This is a genomic window from Microbacterium karelineae (assembly GCF_009745985.1).
In the GTDB taxonomy this organism is placed as follows: Bacteria; Actinomycetota; Actinomycetes; order Actinomycetales; family Microbacteriaceae; genus Microbacterium; species Microbacterium karelineae.
This window is the reverse complement of the sequence record NZ_WFIX01000191.1, coordinates 180,308-201,208: the sequence shown is the minus strand read 5'-3', so window position 1 is coordinate 201,208 and position 20,901 is coordinate 180,308. Positions and strand designations below refer to the sequence as shown.

Annotated in this window: 20 protein-coding genes and 1 pseudogene; 13 read left to right on the top strand and 8 right to left on the bottom strand. The window is 65.9% G+C overall.

Translation table 11 applies throughout. From position 1 onward, the window contains the following. The first annotated feature begins 26 nt into the window (after window positions 1-26). The 8 genes from GB932_RS17400 (at window position 27) to GB932_RS17365 (ending at window position 7,899) form a co-directional block, all read left to right on the top strand. Entirely contained in the window at window positions 27-2,204 is a 2,178-nt protein-coding gene (locus tag GB932_RS17400; RefSeq protein ID WP_156761965.1) for an ATP-dependent DNA helicase RecG, read from the top strand. Window positions 2,205-2,257: 53 nt separating this feature from the next. Further along, entirely contained in the window at window positions 2,258-2,758 is a 501-nt protein-coding gene (gene coaD, locus GB932_RS17395) for a pantetheine-phosphate adenylyltransferase (protein ID WP_156761964.1), read from the top strand. Between the two features lie 112 nt (window positions 2,759-2,870). Further along, entirely contained in the window at window positions 2,871-3,359 is a 489-nt protein-coding gene (locus GB932_RS17390) for a YceD family protein (protein ID WP_156762259.1), read from the top strand. A gap of 2 nt (window positions 3,360-3,361) precedes the next feature. Further along, window positions 3,362-3,571: a 50S ribosomal protein L32 gene (gene rpmF / locus GB932_RS17385; RefSeq protein WP_156761963.1), complete on the top strand. Its 210-nt coding sequence runs from the start codon at window positions 3,362-3,364 to the stop codon at window positions 3,569-3,571. Between the two features lie 8 nt (window positions 3,572-3,579). Then, complete coding sequence (gene rnc / locus GB932_RS17380) at window positions 3,580-4,284, top strand: ribonuclease III (protein ID WP_156761962.1); 705 nt, start codon at window positions 3,580-3,582, stop codon at window positions 4,282-4,284. Beyond that, on the top strand, window positions 4,277-5,245 hold the full coding sequence (gene mutM, locus GB932_RS17375; protein WP_156761961.1) for a bifunctional DNA-formamidopyrimidine glycosylase/DNA-(apurinic or apyrimidinic site) lyase: 969 nt from the start codon (window positions 4,277-4,279) through the stop codon (window positions 5,243-5,245). The genes rnc and mutM (GB932_RS17375) overlap by 8 nt, the downstream gene beginning before the upstream one ends. 135 nt (window positions 5,246-5,380) lie before the next feature. Beyond that, a complete protein-coding gene (gene mutM / locus GB932_RS17370) occupies window positions 5,381-6,223 on the top strand; it encodes a bifunctional DNA-formamidopyrimidine glycosylase/DNA-(apurinic or apyrimidinic site) lyase (RefSeq protein ID WP_156761960.1) in 843 nt (280 codons plus the stop codon). Between the two features lie 152 nt (window positions 6,224-6,375). Next, window positions 6,376-7,899, top strand: coding sequence for an Abi family protein (locus tag GB932_RS17365; protein ID WP_231916284.1), 1,524 nt, complete (start codon window positions 6,376-6,378; stop codon window positions 7,897-7,899). 403 nt (window positions 7,900-8,302) lie between these two features. Here the strand turns inward: GB932_RS17365 and GB932_RS17360 are convergent, their stop codons facing one another. The 4 genes from GB932_RS17360 to GB932_RS17345 form a co-directional block, all read right to left on the bottom strand. Continuing rightward, window positions 8,303-10,438, bottom strand: a complete 2,136-nt coding sequence (locus tag GB932_RS17360; RefSeq protein ID WP_156761958.1) for an AAA family ATPase — start codon at window positions 10,436-10,438, stop codon at window positions 8,303-8,305. Window positions 10,439-10,760: 322 nt separating this feature from the next. Beyond that, on the bottom strand, window positions 10,761-11,021 hold the full coding sequence (locus tag GB932_RS17355) for a hypothetical protein (protein WP_156761957.1): 261 nt from the start codon (window positions 11,019-11,021) through the stop codon (window positions 10,761-10,763). Between the two features lie 164 nt (window positions 11,022-11,185). Further along, window positions 11,186-13,138 (bottom strand): hypothetical protein, encoded by a 1,953-nt coding sequence (locus tag GB932_RS17350; RefSeq protein ID WP_197517548.1) that lies wholly within the window; start codon window positions 13,136-13,138, stop codon window positions 11,186-11,188. A 39-nt stretch (window positions 13,139-13,177) separates the two neighbouring features. After that, window positions 13,178-13,966 carry a hypothetical protein gene (locus tag GB932_RS17345; protein ID WP_156761956.1) on the bottom strand — a complete coding sequence of 263 codons (789 nt, stop codon included), beginning with the start codon at window positions 13,964-13,966 and terminating at the stop codon, window positions 13,178-13,180. A gap of 314 nt (window positions 13,967-14,280) precedes the next feature. Here GB932_RS17345 and GB932_RS17340 point away from each other — a divergent pair, with 314 nt between their 5' ends. Then, a complete protein-coding gene (locus GB932_RS17340; RefSeq protein WP_156761955.1) occupies window positions 14,281-14,625 on the top strand; it encodes a helix-turn-helix transcriptional regulator in 345 nt (114 codons plus the stop codon). A gap of 185 nt (window positions 14,626-14,810) precedes the next feature. Next, window positions 14,811-14,951: pseudogene (locus GB932_RS17335) on the top strand (zinc finger domain-containing protein); the annotation flags it as partial. Here the strand turns inward: GB932_RS17335 and GB932_RS17330 are convergent. Beyond that, complete coding sequence (locus GB932_RS17330) at window positions 14,948-15,385, bottom strand: MarR family winged helix-turn-helix transcriptional regulator (RefSeq protein ID WP_197517547.1); 438 nt, start codon at window positions 15,383-15,385, stop codon at window positions 14,948-14,950. The pseudogene GB932_RS17335 and the gene GB932_RS17330 sit on opposite strands and share 4 nt — an antisense overlap. On the opposite strand from GB932_RS17330, the gene GB932_RS17325 reads away from it, so the two are divergent. Both GB932_RS17325 and GB932_RS17320 read left to right on the top strand, forming a co-directional pair. Then, entirely contained in the window at window positions 15,284-16,516 is a 1,233-nt protein-coding gene (locus GB932_RS17325) for an alpha/beta fold hydrolase (protein ID WP_156761952.1), read from the top strand. The genes GB932_RS17330 and GB932_RS17325 overlap by 102 nt on opposite strands. After that, the gene (locus tag GB932_RS17320) at window positions 16,513-17,223 is read left to right on the top strand and encodes an alpha/beta fold hydrolase (protein ID WP_156761951.1); all 711 of its coding nucleotides are present in this window, start codon (window positions 16,513-16,515) and stop codon (window positions 17,221-17,223) included. Before GB932_RS17325 ends, GB932_RS17320 begins: the two co-directional genes overlap by 4 nt. A gap of 195 nt (window positions 17,224-17,418) precedes the next feature. On the opposite strand, the gene GB932_RS17315 is transcribed toward GB932_RS17320, so the two are convergent. The 3 genes from GB932_RS17315 to GB932_RS17305 all read right to left on the bottom strand — a co-directional run bounded on the left by GB932_RS17315 (window position 17,419) and on the right by GB932_RS17305 (window position 20,093). Then, the gene (locus GB932_RS17315; RefSeq protein ID WP_156761950.1) at window positions 17,419-18,276 is read right to left on the bottom strand and encodes an alpha/beta fold hydrolase; all 858 of its coding nucleotides are present in this window, start codon (window positions 18,274-18,276) and stop codon (window positions 17,419-17,421) included. Between the two features lie 44 nt (window positions 18,277-18,320). Continuing rightward, the gene (locus GB932_RS17310; RefSeq protein ID WP_156761949.1) at window positions 18,321-19,316 is read right to left on the bottom strand and encodes an NADP-dependent oxidoreductase; all 996 of its coding nucleotides are present in this window, start codon (window positions 19,314-19,316) and stop codon (window positions 18,321-18,323) included. A gap of 63 nt (window positions 19,317-19,379) precedes the next feature. After that, the gene (locus GB932_RS17305) at window positions 19,380-20,093 is read right to left on the bottom strand and encodes an SDR family oxidoreductase (protein ID WP_156761948.1); all 714 of its coding nucleotides are present in this window, start codon (window positions 20,091-20,093) and stop codon (window positions 19,380-19,382) included. 148 nt (window positions 20,094-20,241) lie between these two features. On the opposite strand from GB932_RS17305, the gene GB932_RS17300 reads away from it, so the two are divergent. After that, complete coding sequence (locus GB932_RS17300) at window positions 20,242-20,844, top strand: TetR/AcrR family transcriptional regulator (RefSeq protein WP_156761947.1); 603 nt, start codon at window positions 20,242-20,244, stop codon at window positions 20,842-20,844. Window positions 20,845-20,901: the final 57 nt, after the last annotated feature.

The window sequence follows — 20,901 nt, the reverse complement described above, 5'->3', positions numbered from 1 at the left end:
TCGGGGGTCGAAACTATGCTCGACGCATGACCTTCGCGCTCGACACCCCGCTCACGGCGGCTCTGGGGGAGAAGCTGGCGAAGTCGCTCGCGCGGGCGTTCGAGATGCAGACGGTCGGCGACCTGGTCTCGCACTATCCGCGCCGCTACGCGAAGCGCGGCGACCTCACGCCGATCCTCGACCTGCCCATCGGCCAGACCGCCACGATCGTGGCCGAGGTGCAGAGCGTGCAGTCGCGGCCCATGCGCAACAGGCGCGGCACGCTGCTCGAGGTCGTCATCGGCGACGGCGTCGGCGAGATGAGCCTGACGTTCTTCGGGCAGGCGTGGCGCGAGCGCGAGCTGCGGCCCGGCGTGCGCGGGATCTTCTCGGGCAAGGTGGGCGAGTACCGAGGGGTCCTGCAGTTCTCGCACCCCGACTACCAGCTGTTCGAAGACGAGCTCGCGGCGCGCGAGAGCGCGGAGGAGTACGCGGAGCGCCCGCTGCCGTTCTACCCGGCGACCTCGACCGTGCCGACGTGGCGGCTGCAGCAGCTCATCGGCGATGCGCTCGACGGGCTCGGCGAGGTGGCGGATCCCCTCACCGACGGCATGCGGCGCGAACAGAAGGCGCTGACGGCGCGCGATGCGCTCGAGAAGATCCATCGGCCGCGCTCCGACGCCGATGTCCACCGCGCGCGCCACACGCTGCGCCTGCACGAGGCGCTCGTCATGCAGACGGCGCTGCTGCAGCAGCGGTGGTTCGTGCGCGCGATGGCGACGACGCCGCGCCCCGCGAGGGACGGCGGCCTCCTGGCGCGCTTCGATGCGGCGCTGCCGTTCACGCTCACACCCGATCAGGTGGGCGTCGGCGAGCGCATCGCGGCGGATCTCGCGGAGGGCGCGCCCATGAACCGGCTCGTGCAGGGCGAGGTCGGTTCGGGCAAGACGCTCGTCGCCCTGCGGGCCATGCTGCAGGCGGCCGAGTCGGGCGGTCAGTGCGCGCTCATCGCACCGACCGAGGTGCTCGCGGGGCAGCACCTGCGATCGATCGCGAAGATGCTCGGCCCCGATCTCGCCGCCGAGCTCATGCCGACCCTCCTGACGGGCCAGATGCCGACGGCGGAGCGCCGGAAGGCCTCGCTGCGCGTCGCCTCGGGCCAGGCGCGCATCGTCGTCGGCACACACGCGCTGCTGAGCGACAAGACGACGTTCGCCGATCTCGGCCTCATCGTCGTCGACGAGCAGCATCGATTCGGCGTGGAGCAGCGCGAGACGCTGCGTGCGAAGGGCGGCAATCCGCACGTGCTCGTGCTCACGGCCACGCCGATCCCGCGCACCGTCGCGATGACGGTCTTCGGCGACCTCGACGTGTCGACGATCCGCACGATGCCGGCGGGGCGGGCGGGGATCTCGACGTTCGTGGCTCCCATCCGCGAGAAGCCCGGCTGGTTCGGCCGGGTGTGGGAGCGGGCGGCTGAGGAGGTCGACAAGGGACACCAGGTGTTCGTCGTCTGCGCGGCGATCGATGCCGAGGCGGAGGGGGCGGCCGCCGTCGAGGAGGGCGACATCGACGACGTGCCCGCCGACGTCGCCGCCGAGTCCACGGGGCCGCGGTTCGGCGTCGCGCAGGTCGCGGGCATGCTGTCCCGGCAGGCGAGCACACAGCATCTGCGGATCCGCGCGCTGCACGGGCGCATGCCGGGTGAGGAGAAGGACCAGATCATGCGTGCGTTCGCGCGCGGCGAGATCGACCTGATCGTCGCGACGACCGTGATCGAGGTCGGCGTCGATGTGCCGAACGCCTCGACCATGATCATCCTCGACGCCGACCGGTTCGGGGTCTCGCAGCTGCATCAGCTGCGCGGCCGTGTGGGCCGCGGCGACGTCCCCGGCCTGTGCCTCCTCGTCACCGACGCGCTCGAGGGCACGCCCGCCCGTGAGCGCGTCGAGGCCGTGGCCGAGACCCTCGACGGATTCGCCCTCGCCGAGGTCGACCTCGAGCAGCGGGGCGAGGGCGATGTGCTGGGCGGCGCGCAGTCGGGATCACGTTCATCGCTGCGCCTGCTCCGCGTCATCAAGGACGCCGGACTCATCGACAGGTCGCGCACGCTCGCCGAGAGCATCCTCGAGGGCGATCCGACGCTCGAGGCTCACCCGGGCCTCGCGGCGATCCTCGACGCGCGCCTCGGCGCGGAGGAGCGCGCGGCCCTGAGGAAGAACTGAGAACGCGGATCCGCCGCGCGAACGCGCGTCGGCCCGCTCGATAGGGTGAGGCCATGAGCAACCGGATCGCGGTCGTCCCCGGGTCTTTCGACCCGCCCACGCTCGGCCACCTCGACATCATCCGTCGCGCCGCGGGCCTGTACGACGAGATCCACGTGCTCGTCGTGCACAACCCCGACAAGGAGGGCATGCTGCCGATCGCGCTGCGCCTCCGGCTGCTCGAGCAGTCGATCGCGGACGCGGGTCTGCCTGGGAAGATCGTCGTCGGCAGCTGGAGCGTGGGTCTGCTCGTCGACTATGCGCAGGAGGTCGGCGCGGGGGTGCTCGTGAAGGGGATCCGCGCGCAGCAGGACGTCTCGTATGAGACGCCGATGGCCGTCGTCAACAACCACCTCGCGGGGATCGAGACGGTGTTCCTCCTCGCCGATCCGGCGAACTCGGTCGTATCGAGCTCTCTCGTGCGCCAGGTCGCGGGGCTCGGCGGCGACGTCTCGCCGTATGTGCCGGACGCGGTCGCACGCTATCTCGACGCGTCGACGCCCAGCGATTTCTGAGTCCGCGCGTCAGCCGTCATCCGACGCGGGGCCGTACGCTGGAGGAGTGAAGAACCGACTCTCCGGACCCTTCGTCCTGCCTGTGCGCGACATCGTCCGCAGGACGGGCGAGATGCGCGAGCACGAGCTCTCGATCCCGATCCCCGAACGCTGGGGTGAGGGCATCATCGCGATCGAGAAGGATCGCGCGGTCGAACTCGACGTGCGGCTCGAATCCGTGCACGAGGGGATCCTCGTCAGCGGCACCGCAGACACCGTCGCCGAGGGGGAGTGCAGCCGCTGTCTGCGAGCCATCTCCCAGCCTGTCGAAGTCGAGTTCCAGGAGCTTTTCGAGTACGCTGGGGATGAAACCCCTGACTTCGAGCTTCAAGACGACCACGTGGATCTTGAAACTCTGGTCAGAGATGCGATTGTATTGTCGCTTCCGTTTCAGCCGGTCTGTCGGCCGGATTGCCCGGGTCTTGATCCCGCCACGGGCGATCGGCTGGCCGAATCCTCCGGCGTGGCGCAGGACCCCATCGATCCGCGGTGGGCGGCGCTCCAGAAACTCACCGAAACCGAGTCGGCGTCCGGCGCCGTCCAGAGCAGAGAAGAGAGCTAGTCATGGCAGGTAACCCCCCGAAGCGCCGGGTGTCGCGCTCCAACACGCGCTCGCGTCGTTCGCAGTGGAAGGCCGAGGCCCCCGCGCTCGTCAAGACCGTCGAGAACGGCAAGGTCACCTACAGCCGCCCGCACCAGGCCAAGGTCGTCACCGACTCGCAGGGCACCGAGCTGTTCCTGGAGTACAAGGGCCGCAAGGTCGCTGACGTCTGAACCCCCAGATGACACTGCGCACTGACGAGCGCGCGCAGGTGTCGCTGACCGAGAAGCTCGGCGTCGAGATCGACGCCGAGCTTCTCTCGTTGGCCCTGACGCACCGCTCCTACGCCTACGAGAACGGCGCGATCCCGCACAACGAGCGCCTCGAGTTCCTCGGCGACTCCGTGCTCGGGCTCGCCGTGACCGCGATGCTGTACACGCGCTTCCCGGACGTGCCCGAGGGCGACCTCGCGAAGCGTCGCGCCGGCGTCGTGTCGACGCTCGCGCTCGCGGACGTCGCGCGCCGGATCGGACTCGGTGCGCACCTGCGCCTGGGCCGCGGCGAGGAGCAGACCGGCGGGCGCGACAAGGATTCGATCCTCGCCGACGCCATGGAGGCCATCTTCGGCGCGACGTTCCTGTCGGCGGGCAGGGCGGAGGCAGATGCCCTCGTGCTGCGGCTCATCACGCCGCTCGTCGACGACCCGGCGCGGTACGGTGCCGCCGTCGATCCGAAGACGAGCGTGCAGGAGCTGGCGTCGCGGCTCGGCGTCGATCCGCCCGCGTACGAGATCACGAGCACGGGGCCCGATCACGATCGTCGTTTCACGGCCGTCGTGACCGTCGGCGACGACAGCGCCTCGGGCGCGGGCACGAGCAAGAAGCAGGCCGAGATGGCGGCGGCGCTCACCCTCTGGCGGTCGCTGCACCCGCCGGCCGGTGCCTGAGCTCCCCGAGGTCGAGGTCGTCCGCGCGGGCCTCGCGCCTGCCGTCGTCGGCGCGCGGATCCTCGGGGTCGACGTGCGCGACGAGCGCGCGCTGACGCGGCACGCGGTCGGCGGCGCAGTCGGCAGGCGCGTCGGCCCCGGGACCTCGCCCGGCGCGCCCTCGCCCGCAGCGGCACCCGCGTCTCGCGGCGCAGACTTCGAGTCGCGCCTCGCGGGCCGCACCGTGCGCGCCGCCGTGCGTCGGGGGAAGTTCCTCTGGTTCCCGCTCGAAGGAACGGGCGAGGCGATCGTCGCGCATCTCGGGATGAGCGGGCAGATGCTCCTGCGCGCTCCGGGGACGCCGGCCGAGCGCCATGAGCGGATCCGCCTCGCCATCGAGCACCCCGACCATGGCGAGCTCGCCGTCGTCTTCGCCGACCAGCGCACGTTCGGATCCCTCGGGGTCGACGCGCTCGTGCCGATGCCCGACGGCGCCGCGGGCGGCTACGGAGACCCGCTCCCGCTCATCGCGTCGCAGGCGGCGCACATCGCGCGGGATCCGCTCGATCCCGCGTTCTCGGAGGAGGCCTTCCGCGCCCAGCTCGCGCGGCGCCGATCCGCCGTCAAGCGGGTGCTGCTCGACCAGGGCGTCGTCAGCGGCATCGGCAACATCTACGCCGACGAGGCGCTCTGGGCGGCGCGGATCCATCCGGAGACGACCGCCTCGGCGCTGGCGACGCGGAGCGCGAATCGGCTGCTCGCGGAGGTGCGCTCCGTGCTCCGCAAGGCACTGGCCGAGGGCGGCACGAGCTTCGACGCGCAGTACGTGAACGTCAACGGGCAGGCGGGCATGCACGGGCCGCATCTAAGTGTCCATAGGTTCGCAGGGTACCCGTGCAAGCGCTGTGGAACGTCGATCGTACGCGAGCGTTTCATGAACCGATCCAGCTATTTATGCCCGGTCTGCCAGCGAAAACGCTGATCGACGGCCGCTGACTGGATGCCGGACACACGCAAGAACTGCGTGTCCGAATGCGACTCGCTTCGACTCGCTGTACGTCAATGCATACCGCTCCGACACGCTGAACTGGCATTGAGAGGGATTGGACAGAGGAGCATGCCTGAGCTGCCTGAGGTCGAGGTTGTGCGCCGTGGGCTCGACGACCACGTGCGTGGTCGGACGATCGCCTCGGCCGTGATTCGGCATCCGCGAGCGGCGCGTCGACATGTAGCTGGCACTGAGGATCTCGCTGCACGGATGCTCGGCGCGACGATCACGGGGACCGCGCGTCGGGGGAAGTACTGCTGGCTGATCCTGGATGATCGGGACGCCCTGCTCATGCATCTGGGGATGAGCGGGCAGATGCTCATCACCTCGCCCGACGTGCCGATCGCCCCGCACGAGCGGGCGAGGTTCTCCTTCACCGATGGCGGCCATGATCTGCGCTTCGATGACCAGCGCACTTTCGGTCATCTGATGTACGACGAGGGTGGGGAAGTGTTGCCGTCGCCGATCGCCCATATCGCGCGGGATCCATTTGACCCGCAGTTCGATCAAGCGGCGGTTGTCGCGCGGATCAAGGCCAAGCGCACCGGGATCAAACGCGCATTGCTGGATCAGACGTTGGTGTCCGGCATCGGGAACATCTACGCCGACGAGGCCCTCTGGACGGCCAAGGTGCACGGTGAGACGGCGGCGTCCTCGCTGAGCAAGTCGAGGATCTCGGCGGTGGTCGATGCTGCGCGCTCCGTCATGGCCGCTGCGCTTGCGCAGGGCGGGACCTCGTTCGATTCTCTCTATGTCGACGTGGCAGGCAGCAGTGGATACTACTTCTCCCGCAGTCTGAACGTCTACGGGCTCGCCGGGCATCCCTGTACGCGCTGCGGCACGCCCATCGCGCGGGAGAAGTTCATGAACCGCTCAAGCCACTTCTGCCCCGGCTGTCAGCGAAAACGCTAGCCGGGGCGGTGAGGGCCAGGAGATCGCGCGCGTGCGTCGTGTTGACCGGTGCGCACCGACCCCGTATGCTCGAATCACCACGACAGGTCCGCTTCTCGCGATGAGACGCGGGCCTGTTCTCTTTCCACCCGCGGCGGGGTCGCGAGGATGATATGCACGTGACGACCCCGGACAGCACCTACGCCAAGCCGTTCCTGACGGTGCCCGAGCAGATCCGCCGGCTGCGGGAGCGGGGCATGAACTGCGGCGCTGACGAGTATGCCTCCCGCGTCCTCGAGCGCTATGGCTACTACCGGCTCTCCGGATACTGGCACCTGCACCGCGCCCGGCCCGAGCCTCCGAAGCCCCGGTTCGACGACGACGGACGCGAGATCCGCCTGGACTCGTTCCTGCCAGGAACGAGTCTGGCGAACGTGGTCGCTCTGTACGAATTCGACCACGAGCTCCGGACTCGCCTCGGCGACGCGCTCAGCATGATCGAGACGGCGTTCCGGTTCTTCATCGGCCACCGGCTCGGCAGGATGGACAGATTCGCGCACCGGCACCCCCAGGTGCTCGGCGCAGTCAGGAAGGGCGAGCCCGGAGCCCCGGTCGAACCCACGTCCGCCTACGGGGATTGGCTCGCCGAATACGACGTCCACGAGAAGCGGGCGCGGGGCGACTTCGTCCTGCACTTCCGCGAGAAGTACGGTCCGCACCTGCCTATCTGGGTGGCGACCGAGGTGATGTCCTTCGGTCTGCTCAGCAGTCTCTTCGACCTGATGCCCCAGGGCGACCAGGAGGTCCTCGCTGCGCGGTTCCAGATCCGCAACGCAGACGGCCGCGCCGACCGCGGCGCTCTGAGTAACTGGCTCAATAGCCTCAGGCACGCGCGGAACATCTGCGCGCACTACGGCCGCCTGTGGAACCGCACGTTCGACGTGGTGATCGACGCCCCCGGGCAGGCCCGCGCGGACGGCGATGACCTCCTCGCCCCGCTCGCCGGCGAAGGCGTGAACAACAAGCTCTACGGCGTGCTGCTGATCATGCGCCACCTCCTCCTGAGCATCGCCCCGGAACGGGCCGATGTCGTAGACCTGGCCGAATTCGTCGAAGCCAGGTCGCAGAAGATTGGGTTCGGAGTGGGCCAACTCGGGTTCCCCGACGACTGGAGGAGCAGCCCCGTCTGGGACCGAGGCTTCGCACTCGACCCATCGCCAATGCGCGCCGCGAGCCTGCTCGATCGCACGGAGCTCCTGACCGCGCCGCAGACGCGTGCTGTGCTCACCAGTGCGGAGCCGACGCCTAAAGCCGAGCCGCGAACGTCCGAGCAGCTGGCGGCAGCCAAGCGCGGGGCCCAGAAGTCCCTTCTTCGAACCTACCTGCGCTACCAGGTCGTGATCGAGGTCGAGCTCAGCGGGATGAAGCACTACCCGGCGTTCCAGTTCCGCGATGGGAAGATCATCGACGCACTCGCGGAGATCAACAAGGCGTTCGTCACGGCCTGCGGCGACGCGCAGCCGACGCTCGTCGCGGCGGCACTGCTGGACTGGTGGCAGACCCCGCAACCTCGTCTGCCGAAGAACGCAGCCGGCTCCGACCAATCGCCGCTCGAACTTCTCGGATCAGTCTCCGAGCAGGAGTTCGATTCTGCGATCCGCGAGACCAACGCCATGAACAACTTTGTTATGCCGTAGAAGCGCCGTTTCATGTCGGCGCTGAGCCAAGTCAGGACGCGACGGTGAGACCTGGCTGGTACGTGGCATCGTGCCCGCGCTGGCGTCGACCGGATCCTTCTTCCGCACCGTCGTCGGTGAAGGCGGCAGATGTCGGCAGGCGTCTCGTAGACAACTCCTTGACGCGACACGGGATGCCGGTGCTGCGCGTCACGGACTGCGCTGTCGCTCCACGCGGCGAGGACGCGGTCGACGCAGACAGTCACCGTCTCCTCCACGTCGGTGGAAGAGTTCGTGCAGCCCTTGCAGTCCGATGCCGTCCATGACGGCGGTGAGTGGCCGGACCTCGGCAATGATCTGGTCTTCTCCCAGCGGGCGATGGGGGTGTCATAGCGACCTGACATGGAGGCCGCTGCAGCGCGTCTCAATCAGGGAAGTTTGCGTTGATGAGCTCTTCACAAGCCGCCACGACGTACTCGGGCACTGCGTCGAAAGCTTGCGGGTTGAGCTGCATCACGTACTCGTTCTCGATGTGATACGTCTCGTTCACGAACTTCGTGAAGATCCGATCCTTCGCCAACGTCGTCGGGCTCAGTACCGTAAACACGCGGAACAGTTGAACCTTCTCATATCCGACAGCAGTCGCATCGAATCTTGACCTGACCTTCTGCGGGTCGTTCAGGTCCTCGAGAAGCTGGTGGTAGTCGAAGTCTGGAAGCAAGTCTCGAACTTCGTTTGTCCCTTCGTCGATCTCTATCTGCGTCATCGGGACTTCATCATCACTGTTCGGACTAAGAAGCGGGACGTCGCGCACGTGCAGCAAGTTCGATATCAGTTGGTATCCCATGCCCCTCGCGCCACGGACCTCCAGAAGCCGGCGCGCATAGATGCACTGAATCAGCGGATCGGTTGCTGTATCGATGTTCTGCTTGCATACCTCGGAGAAGGTCATGATGTGGTCCGGGGTAATTGGAAGTTCGGAGATCACCCCGTCGCGCCCTGTCAGGAAGTGGACCACCGGCGTTGCTGACGTCCTCACGATGTCGATCGCGGGCTCAAGATCATGCGTGAGGAGCAGGCAGGTGACATCCCTGAAGCTGTTCTGGCCGTGGAAGAGCTGGTGCAGGATCGCGAACTTTTTGGTCTTGTCGAAACTAGACACCGGATCATCCAACACCACCAGGTCTGGCTGACGGCGTCTCGCGTCATACATGAACAGCACCAGAGCGAACGCGTTCTTCTCGCCGTAGCTGAGATGTTGCCCCGCCGATTCCAAGTGCCCGGTCTTGTCCCGGTGCTCGAGAAGCATCCGGTAGGAATCGCCGTCCGCCTCGATGCGGACCGCGTACTTGTAGCCGGCTGAGTTCAAGAAATCGTTGATCGCGCGCTGGTTTTCTTCAATCAGCTGTCCGACCCTTCGCTTCTGCCGTGAGATCCGCTGGTTGATGTCGATGACGCGGGTCTCCACTTCATCGAGCTTGAAGTTGATCGACGTCACGATCTCCTGCGTTGCATCTGATCTCAATCCGTGCAACAGGCTAAGGTCGATCCGCAGTTCGCTCAGGAATTGCTTCACGTCTCCGGCTTCGCGCAGGGCATGGAAGGATACGTTGCGAGCAGCCGTGAGCTTGTTCAGGAAGGTGACGACGTCGCCGTGCAGGTTGACGAGGAAGCGCTCCTGCTCTGAGGTCATGCCCGCGAGCAACTTCGTGAGATTCTGCAGCTGATCGAGATGCTCCGGGTTGAGGTACCCGCCGAGTTTCTCGATCACGGCCCTCAGGCTGCTCATGTTCTTGACAGCGGCCGAGTTGTACTCGTCGGAGACCATCTTCGCGGTCGTCTTGTCGACGCTCACGGTCGCACAGAACGGACAATTTTCCGAGAGCTCCAGGTACTCCTTGCCCTGAGCCTGCCACGAGATCCACTTCGCGGGATTGTCGCTCTTGATGAACTCGGTATATCCCTGGAGCGACCCCGGGATCACATCCAGCTTGCCGCCCATGCTCAGCGCCTTCGGCCCGCGGCTGGTCTTCGACAGCTTCCCCGCAGCGGTGATACCGAAGGCGTCTCGAAGCTCAGTGAAGTGTGCGATCGCTTCGTTGAGTTCAACCCCCTCGAGAAAGGTCTCCTTCAGCGACTCGAAGATTTCGTCGATCTCCGCAATACCTGCACGGTACTCGTCAGTGTTGATGAAGATCTCGAAGCTGTTCTCGACGACCTCGTTCTGGCGGAAAACAAACTTGGAGACGTACTCGTCGTCGAATGTGAGCACGCTCTTGATCTCGTCCGCGCCCTCCACAATAGGCACGATCGGCGGGTTGGCCCCGAGGTGCCTGAACGGAGTGAGTTCAGCCAGTCGCTCAGTGCTTTCAGCCCGATACGTCAATGCTCGCGCGATGGTACTCTTACCAAGGCCGTTGGGTCCGTACTTGATGTTCAATGCGCGCGGCCGCAGCTTGATCGCGGCTTCGGTGATGCTGTTGCAATCACGGATTACGACCTCAAGATCCTGCACGCTCTCTGCTGTCGGCGTCTGATCTTCAACTACGGGAATGGTCACGGCGAACCCCTTCGTTCAGTCGGGCATGCCGATCGGCACGCAGAGGATCCCGTCCCCTCAGACGCATGCCTCTGTGTCGAATATGCCACAGAAGCTGGCCCCGTTGATCTTGACGGTCAGGTCCTGCGCCCCTCAAGGTGCTCACCACGGCCGGGTTCCTGACCCGGTCCAAGCGGGGCACGTAGGCGTACTACCGGCTCGTGCCTGACGCACTCGGCCAGGTCGCCGCGGCGCTCGGATCGGCCTAGTAGGGCAGCGGAAAGGACGTACCGTCGTGCTCGATTATGACGCCGGCCGCGTGGGCGGTCCTGTTCGCCCGCGTCTAGTCGAGCCACCCGAGTTCGACGTCGCGGTACCCGGCAGCAACGGCCGCGGCGGTCTCCTTCCAGGACCTTAGTTCGGCGACCAGCAACTCGGGGCTTGCTGCTGATGCGAGGTCGTCCGCGCAGGCCTCCCGGTCGGGCAGCGACAAAGACCGCATCCACGGGAAGATCGAGGCGAGCCGCTCGACAGACGAGGCGGAGACGCTTCCTGGCGTCGGCTTCGGAGTGATCTCCGGCCACCCGTTCTGCTCATCGGCCATGCGTTGAGCCTAGATCGTCACTCGTGCGTGGTGTGAGTGTCCATCGCACGGGATCGTCACAACACTGCGGTGCTTGTCTGGGGGTCGAGATCACGGCTCGTTGTCGTTCCTGGGTCGGAGCTGCACGACCGCAGTACCAAGACTGATGCCTCGCCTCGGTGTGCTCAGTCATGGTTCTCCAGGGACACCTGGAAGTCGTCGCTGATTTTGAGCACTAATGACACGAGCAACCTGAGGAGTTGCACGTAGGATTGCCGGTGTGCGCCCTCGTCGCCTGGACCGGCGTTGGTCCCGTGTGCGTACTTGTTGCGAAGGTCCGGTCCATCGCTGAACTCGCTCTTGTTCAGGAAATAGTTGAAGTAGCTCGCCTCGGCCGATGTCAGAAGCGTCGAACTGAATGCGAGCCACCCCTTTTCCGCGAGGGCGAGTGCCGCAGCGGACTCGTCCGGCCCGTAGTGTCCGTAGGCTGCGGCCTCAAGGCTGTTGATGTCGCTCAGTACGAGAATCTGCACTGGCTGGGCGAACTCGATCACACCGGAATCGACTGCGACTAATCCCTCTGAGACTAACCAGTCGACGGCGTGCTTCTGGTACGGATGAATCGCGTCGTAGGGCACCTCGTTCTCGGTGACCAGCTCCACGAAGCTTCTGGCTCGGAACTCCTTGCTGACGTAGTTGAGTGTCGACTGGTCGCTGAATAGGAGATGAAGCGCCTGATCGCAGTCGCGGTTAGATCCAGGGCGCAGGTACTTGCGATCGACGAGGCTCGGAATCTCAGCCCACGGCCGCGGAGTGGACGTCATGCGAAGGAGTTCAGGATCCAGTTCGCCCTCGTCGCAGTAAAGAGTGAACTGGCGGGCGACGCTTTCCATCTCCGCGGCGACGTGACGGCACCGTTCGAGGAACGAACTGTTCGGGCTGGAAGGCGCGTAGTAGAAGTTGGTCGCGCCGAATTCGTCGACGAGATGTTCTCGGAAGAACCAAGCCACTGCGTCCTCGACCTCGACGCCGTTCTGACGGAGGAACTCCGAGTAGAACAGCGTCCCTTGAAGCGTCAGTGCATCGAGGTACTCGAATGCCGGTCCCTTGGGGTACGCCTCTCTCCCTGAGATGAAAAGGCTGTGGAGCACGCCGATCTGGGCTTTGAACGACGGCATCGTGAGCAGCCCGTGGCGATCCAGGTAGCCCACCACGGAGGCGAAATTTCGCAGCATACGCTGCGGCTCCATCGAAGACAGCAGGTACTGCTCGCCGAACGAGCGAAAATGTGTTGTGCCGTTCTCGTCATGCTCAACGCGATCGAGCACGGGCTCCAGTTGTTCTGGATCGATTCGGAAGCCGTAGCGGGTCGTCATCAGGGTGTTCTTGTCGTCCGCGAAGAGGTCCTTCGCGAGAGCCTCGTATCGCTTTTTCGCCTGCAACCGGATCTTCGGAGTGAGCCCGAAATCGTCGTTGTCCTTGGCCTCCGCTATTGCTTGAACGTGGTTGGGGTGGGGAAACGGACTGTCGATGTACGCGCTCAGGAGTCGTTGCGAGTCCTGACCGCTGAAGCTCGCAGGGAGGAAATATGAGGGGGCAGAGCCTTTGATCAATCTCATGCTGACCAAGAGTTCGCCGTGCTGAGCGTCCGCCAGGAGCGCGTCGCGGAGTCTGCGGTCGTGTCGCTTCACGAACTGGCGGTTCGAGAGCATGACCGCCAACGGGATGCGCGCATTCATCAGAGCATCCAAGAGCGCTTGGTCGCCGACCTTATTGGCGACGCCATGTCTCTCGAGGAGGAGAATCAGGTCCTCCGCGTACTGGTACTCGAAATCGCGCACAAGGGACTCGAGCTTGGACGCCTCGAAGTCCGCGAAGAACGAAGCGACCGTCCCTCGCAATTCACGAGCTGACCGCGCCAGTGCATCACGCTCTTCGTGACCCAGGGAGTTCGGGAAGATGCTGTGCTCCTCGTACGCGAGCGCGTTATGCAACTCGAGCACATCGTCCAGCGAGCGGATCTTGCGGCCAGATGCATAGTCCTGAATCAGCGCGACCGCTTGCTCGGCCAACCAGCCGTTGGCGAGGTCCGTCGGACCGTAGAACTTAAGCCTCTCAGGCAACGCCGGATCTTCCATGCGCCTCATGGTATTTCCGTTGAGCTCGGTGGTTCGTCATTACGAACCACCCGCGTCTTGAGGTGGCGGAAAGTCGATCCATTTCCACTCCTGATGCCGATACCGCAGGAATCGGTGCCAGTAGTTGGACCAGACCCACAGCACGTCCACCGCATCGAACCCGAGGGGCCGCGTTGCCGGCGGATCAAAGTCATCGGTGAAGAAACGAACTGGCAGCACGTCGTCCATGGCGACAAGGAAGAGATGTCGCTCTGCAACGTCGGGAGTCTCAACGAGCTTTGCGATGTGGGACGCCATGTGCGGCTGGTCGTGCCACGTCTCGACAACCCGTGAAAAACTGCTCGGCGCGGCCTCGATGAACTCAGCTGTGGTGCGCGCATACACGGTGACGCCCGGCGAGAAGGGAGAACGGGTCAGCGAGCCGAGGTCCCACCGTGAGAAGCGACGCAAGCCGGGCTCCGCGATGAGAGCGTCCTGCGGCAGATCCCTCGGATCATCAACGGACCAGCGATCGCACAGCTCGACCGCTCGTAACACCAGGCGGCGAGTGGACTTGTACCGAAAGCTGACCTCGCTTGCACGGAAGTCCCATGATGATGTCGCTGGCCATCGCCACCCTTCCGCGGCGGCCAGGGCCTGCCACTCGATCGAAGCGTGCTCGACGACGAGCGTGACCTCGAGTGCACCCGCGACACCATCTGGCCATCGGATCAGGAAGTCCACGACGCCCTGTCGGCCATCGATGTCGTGAGCGACCACACTCGCAGCAGTGGCATGACCGACCAGATACGCGGCGATTCGCTCAGCTCTGTCCGAGAACGCACTCACACCCCAATCATCTCAAGCCGTGGCACGCCTTTGGGTGACGGCCTACTTGATCGCAGAAAGGAGCTCTGGCGGAGCGGCATCGAGACCACGGGCTAGCTCGAGGGTCACATCGAGTGCCGGGTTGCGACGTCCGCGATCGAGCCCGTTGATGTAGGTGCGGTGCAGTCCGACGCGGTGCGCAAAGGCCTCCGGCGACGACCAGTCCCGAAGGTGCTCGCCGAAAGCGATGCGATGCGCCGACTCATGTCTCAACGCTCTCGATAAGCTGACGATGAGTCCACGGGCAATGGGTCCGCGGCGATTTGGAGGTGCGTATGAAGCCCGACGACGGCTGGGTCGGTGTCGCTGAGGCGGCGCTGCGTCACGGGTACAGCACCAAGACCATCAGGCGGCGCATCAAGAACGGGACCCTGCCTGCCCAAAATGAGAAGATCGGCGGCCGCGACGGACGCCCGGTCCTCAAGACCGTGATCCGAGTCTCCGACCTGGACGACGCGTTCGGATGGACGGACCACGAGGCCCATGTTCGGAGGATCCGCGCGTCGGCACAGCCGCTGCACTTCGAGCAGAAGGTCGCGATCCGCGACGTCTTCCTCGAGCACCTTCTGGAGCGTGAAGAGAAGCGGAAGCGCGCCGGAACAGATGGCGTTCCGGCCTAGAGAGGCTCAGCAGTGTCCCTCTCGCGTGATCGTCTCGAGCGTAGTCAGAGACGAGTACGTCCGGGATCGTTAGGTTGGTCCTCAGGTTGTCAGTCGCAGTCAGTCTGCGAGGGGGAGTCGAGTCCTATCGAATCGTCAGTCGACTGATGACTCGACTGGCCATACGTGAATGTCACAAACGAGTCGAGTCCGGCTACTTCGCGCACAGCCTCAACGCGTACGGTCGCGGGAGTGAGCCGTGCCGGCGGTGCGGCACCCCCATCCGGCGAGAGGCATTCACGAATCGCTCGAGCCACTTCTGCCTCGTCTGCCAGCGAAGACGTTAGCTCTCGGGTAGTGGGCGTTTCTCGACGGCCTTCGCGATGCGGTCCAGATCATCTCTGAGGCGCGCCCAGTCGAGCTGGCCAATCGTGGTCTCCAGGTCCACGACCCACGCGCGGTGAGCGCTCTGGATCGCCGCGAGGGCACTGTTGCCGGCTGCGGTCGTGACAAGGAGCCGGGACCGCCGATGACGCGGGTTGTCCTCGTAGCGCGCGAGCCCGTCCGCGACCAACTCGTCGGCGACGCGCTGGACGCTCTGTCGCTGCAGCCCGAGCCGGCGGGCGATGTCCGGTACGGTGGCGCGATCGCCGGCGGTCTGGAGGACCATGCGTCGAGAATGCGTCTGACCTGCCGCTGCCGACACTCGTTCCCCGGCGTCGCGCAGGAGCCGGTTCACCTCGAAGACGGCATGCAGAGCCGCGTCGGTGTCGGCGTTCACACAACCTCCTTTGACAGTGTGCTGTCAATCACTTACTGTGGCGATGTGACAGCATGCTACCAACTCCTTCTGGGTGCACTCGGGTCTCCCGAAGCGGGCCTCGAGTCTCTCCGAAGCCGCCTCCGGAAGACGCGATGGCCGGTCCTGCCCTCGGCGGAAGCGGGTGTGCGCGGTCTCGCGGCATCGACCGCGAAGCGGTTCGCGGCCGAGTGGGAGCACTGGCTGCAGCAGGAGAGCGGCGACGGGTGGGGTGAACACGTCGACCTCGGCATCGGGGGCATCCGAGTTCATGTCGTCAGGTTCCGCGGATCTGGGCGCGTGCCGATGCTGCTCCTGCACGGTTGGCCCACCTCGTTCCTCGCCTTCCACCGCGTGATCGAGCCCCTCCAGGCGCTGGCGTCCGAGATCGTGCTGGCTTCCCTTCCTGGATTCAGCACCTCGACTCTGCCGCACGGCGCCTGGTCGATCACCGACTCGGCTCGTCTCCTGGCTGACGCCATGTCAACGATGGGCCACGACCGGTTCGTCGTCCACGGACAGGACTGGGGCTCCGTTGTCGCCCGAGTCATCGGCACCGTCGAAGCCGACCGGGTCATGGGCGTCCACGTGAGCGCGGGGTTGAGCGGGTTCATGGCCGAGAGTGCCGACGACGAACCGGCCTGGAGCAGGTTGAGGACGTTCGCCGTCGACGGCGGTGGATACCTCCAGCTGCAGAGTCGTCGTCCGGACTCGCTGGCGTTCGCGCTGTCCGATTCGCCGGTGGGACTGCTCGCCTGGCAGCTCGACAAGTACCAGCTCTGGCAGGGCGAACTCGGGGAGGACTTCGGCTTGGGAACCGACTTCATCCTGGCCAACGCGACCCTGTACTGGCTGACGGCGAGTATGGGCAGCAGCATGCGGATCTACTCGATGGATGCCCCCGACCTGGATGCCGCCGCTGCGGCCGTGCCGACTGCGGTGAGCGTCTTCGGTCACGGGGACTTCGCCGCCCGCTCGGTGTCGGCCCGCGACAACGATCTCCTCGCCTGGTACCCGCACGACGGCGGCGGCCACGTCGCCTCACTCGATTCGCCAGCCGAGTTCGTCGGCGACCTGACCGACTTCATCAACCGCATAGGAGCAGACACATGACCGCGAACAGCCCCATCGTCCTCCTCGGAGGCGGCGGACTGGGCCCGTGGGCCTGGGAACGCGTAGCACCGATCCTGAACGGCCACGGACTCCACACCACGACGCCGCAGCTGCGCACCACGGGAGACGATTCGACGCCCGCGGCCACCATCGGCCTGGATGACTGGGTCGAGGACGTCAGCGAAGCCCTCGCGGGCCACGCGGGTGCCACGCTCGTCGCCCACTCGTTCGCCGGCTACGTCGCGGCGGCAGTGCTCGAGCGACGCCCGCACAGCATCCGCCAGCTGATCCTCATCGACGCCGTGCTGCCGCAGCCCGGCAAGTCGTGGTTCGACGTCATGGGTGCCGACGTCGCCGCGTTCATGACGAGCATGGCCCACGACGGGGCGATCCCGTGGTTCTCGCGCGAGCAGCTCGACCAGCTCTACCCAGAGAACGGCATCGGCGACGCCGACTTCGACTGGATGCAGCGGCACCTCACCGCTCAGCCGATCGGCACCTACATGCAAACTGCGGTCGACGAGCCGCTGACCGCGACGGACACGGCCGTGGCCTACGTGCGCTGCCTCCGGACCAGCCCTCCAGCCGCTGATGTATCCGTGGAGCTGCTCGGCTGGAGCTGCCGCACGCTCGACGCCGGCCACTGGCCGATGATCACCCACCCGGCCGAGACGGCACGCGTCATCATGGAGCTGGCCACGACGTGATCTCCGTCGCCGTGGTGAGCGCACCTCGGACCCGCGTGCCCCCGTCGTGATTCCGACGTCAGGGAGACTCGGCTTCGCGCGCGCCCCGCCATCGCGGTCGAGCGCGCCGAGAGAGGGGCGGACCTGCACGACGCTTCCGACGCTCGTCGGTGTGGTCTCACCCGCGTCTTCTGTCTTCGGCGCGCCCTCGGCAGATCAGGGGGCGAGGAACTCGGCGGCGACGGGAGCGAACTGCTCCCAGTACTGGAAGATGCCGCCGTGTCCGGAGTTCGGGTAGATGATCAATGTGGATCCCTTGATTCGCTGGTGCAGGTCGGCGGAGAGGATGGAGGGGACCATGCGATCGTTGTCGCCGTTGGCGATCAGGGTGGGCTGAGTGATCACCGACAGGTCCGATGGGGCGGAGCGGCCGTAGCGCTGGATGGCCTTCAGCTGGGTATGGACCGCCGCGAGACCGACGGGCTCGTCGCGGTCGTGAGTGCGCTCCTTGAGGCGCTCCATGAACGCCTTCCCGGCCTTCTTGCCGGGCCTGTCGCGGTTGAAGAACAGATACTCCTTGGGGTCCGCGCGCGTGATCGCGGCACGGAAGACGTCCCCATAGGTCACACCCATCATCTTGTCGATGCCCTTCCCACCGCGAGGGCCGGTGCCCGCGAGGACGAGTCTGCGGACCAGGTCGGGGTGCTTGATGATCAGGTCCTGGGCGATGAATCCGCCCATCGAGAAGGTGAAGGCATCGATCTTGTCGAATCCGAGTGCGGTGATGAAGGTGTAGGCGTCGTCGGCTGCTTCCTCGATGGTGTCCGGGATGGAACCTGAGGAGGCTCCGACACCGCGCTGGTCGAACGTGATCACGTGTCGGGTCTTCGCGATCGCGTCGATGATGCGCGGATCCCAGTTGTCCAGGGCCGCGGCCAGGTGCACGAAGAAGACCACGGGGATCTCTTCCCGGGGGCCGAGCTCGCGGTAGGCGAACGTGACACCGCCAGCGGTGAGGGTTTTCGTGGTGGCCTTCGCGTACGAGGTTGTGACGGGTTGGTCGATAGTGCTCATGGTGATCGTTCCTTCGGGAGATCGTCGTGTGGGGTGAGGTGGCGTCACGGGCCGGTGATGACGGTCTTGCCGCGGGTGCCGCCCGTGGCCAGCGCCGTGAGGGCCTGTGGGGTCTGGTCGAAGGAGAACGTCTTTCCGACCACCGGGCGCAGCGTGCCGTCATCGACGAGGGCGGCGATCCGCCGCAGCTGATCGCCGCTGGCCGCCATGAAGAGGAACTCGTAGCTCACGCCGAGCTTCTTCGCCTGTCGGCGGATCTTCGCGCTCAATGCGGCGACCGCCAGGCGCATGACCGGATTCAGGCCCGCCGCCTTCGCGAGCGCCGGGTCGGGTGGTCCGGAGATCCCGATCGCCTTGCCGCCCGGACGCAGGACACGCAGGGACTTCGCGAGATTCTCGCCGCCGAGGCTGTCCAGCACCAGGTCGTACCCGGACAGCTCGGCCTCGAAGTCCTGGGTGCGGTAGTCGATCACGATGTCCGCCCCGAGATCGCGGACGACGTCGGCGTTCTTCCCCGAGGCCGTGGTCGCCACCTGCGCGCCGAGGTGCTTGGCGAGCTGGATCGAAATCGCCCCGACACCACCGGCCCCGGCGTGGATGAGGACCTTCTGACCCGGCTGCACCTTGCCCCTGACGACGAGCGCCTGCCAGGCGGTCAATGCCACCACCGGCAAGGATGCCGCCTCGACGAGGCTGATCGTGGCGGGGGCGAGGGCGAGGTCGGCCTCATCGATCGCGATGCGTTCGGCGAACGTCCCGATCCGACCGTCCCGTGGCCGCGCGAACACCTGATCACCCGGCGTGAACTGGGTGACGCTCGCACCGGTGCGGATGACGGTGCCGGCGACGTCATGCCCGAGGACGAGGGGAGTCTTGTAGGGCAGGATCGCCTTGAACTCTCCGTCCCGGATCTTCTCGTCCACGGGGTTCACCCCCGCAGCCGCGACGCGCACGAGCACGTCACGATCGCCCACCTCGGGCTCGGGCACCTCCGTCTGGCGGATGGGATGCGTGTACTTGTCGAACGCGAACGCTTTCATGATTCCTCTGTCTTCTGCAGTTCTGTGCGGTGGGGGCGTCAGTGGCCGCCCGTGGGGGTCCGACTACTCGCCGAGGGCGAGCTGCGGGTACACGACCTCGAGCGGCGCGGAGAGTCCGGCTCTGGCCTGCACGGACGTCTCGTCCGCGAGGACCTCGTGCTCGCCGGCCTCGGTCGCGTCGAACACCTGGGTGACGAGCAGCGCCGGGTCGAGCTTCGGGTCGGTGGCGCCGGCGGCCATAGGTGTGTCGACCCAGCCGACGTGCACGCCGACGACCTGGACTCCTGCGGGCTGGAGCTCGAGGCGCAGCGAGTTCGTCGCCGACCACAGCGCGGCCTTGGTCGCGGAGTAGATGCCCATCACCGCGAACCAGGACAGAGCCGAGTGCATGTCGATGATCGCGGTGTTGCCGCCCTTCGCGGACAGGGCCGGCGCGAAGGCGCGGGCGAGGAACAGAGGGCCGAGGAAGTTCGTCTCGACGTTGCTGCGGATCTCCTCGGCCGTGTGTGTGAGAATCCCCGGCGTCGACGGGGCCGTGCCGGCGTTGTTGATCAGCACCGTGACATCCGATGCCTGCGCGACGACGGCGTCGATCGAGCCCGGATCGGTGACGTCCAGCGCAAGGGGGATGACGCGGTCGTCGTCCCATTCGCGAGGACTGCGGGCCGTGGCGTAGACCTTGGCGGCGCCGCGGGCGAGGGCCTCGCGGACGAAATGGGTGCCGATGCCTCCGTTCGCACCGGTGACGAGGACGACGGCTCCGTTGAGGGAAGTCATGATGGTTGATTCCTGTTTCTTCGAGATGGGGCGGAGGCCGGGTGGCCGCGCACCGGCGTGGGAGAATGAGCGGAGGTGAAACCGAGTCCGCACGTCAGTGACCATGTTCATAACTGACTTGACTCAGAGTTTATTCCCGGAGGGATCGATGTCCACGACATTCCAGCCGCTCGGGCGGCGTGAGAGGAACAAGCAGGCCAAACTCGAGCGCATCACCGCGGCCGCGAGCGAGCTGTTCGCGGAGCGCGGGGTGGATGAGGTCACCACGCAGCAGATCGCCGATGCAGCCGATATCGGCACGGGAACGCTCTTCCTGTACGCGAAGACCAAGGGTGATCTGCTTCTGCTGGTGCAGAACGCTCACTATGCGGCATCGTTGGCTCGGGGCCGCGTGGCGGCGGCCGAAGCATCGAATGCGTTGGGTGGGGTGATGGCCCTCGCTGAGCAGATCGTGGAGTGCAACCGCGTCCACGTCGAGAACGGCCGCACCTATCTGCGCGAGATGGTCTTCGGCGACCCGGCTGAGCCCCATCGCGCGGAGGCGCTGTCCATCGTCGCGCAGACGGAGGAGGCCGTCGCCGGCGTGCTGGTCGACAAGGGGCATGTGGGCGCCGAGGACGCCTCGACACTGGCCGGCGTGGTCACGGCCATCATGTTCCTCACCCTGGCGAACGGCGTGAATGTCGGGGCGACGATCCCCGAGCTGCTCGCGAGCATCCGCGCTCAGGTCGAGGCGATTCTTCCCCGCTGACCGGGCCGGGCTCGTCGTGGCGATGCTCGTGTATGATAATGATTCTCAATTGTGAGG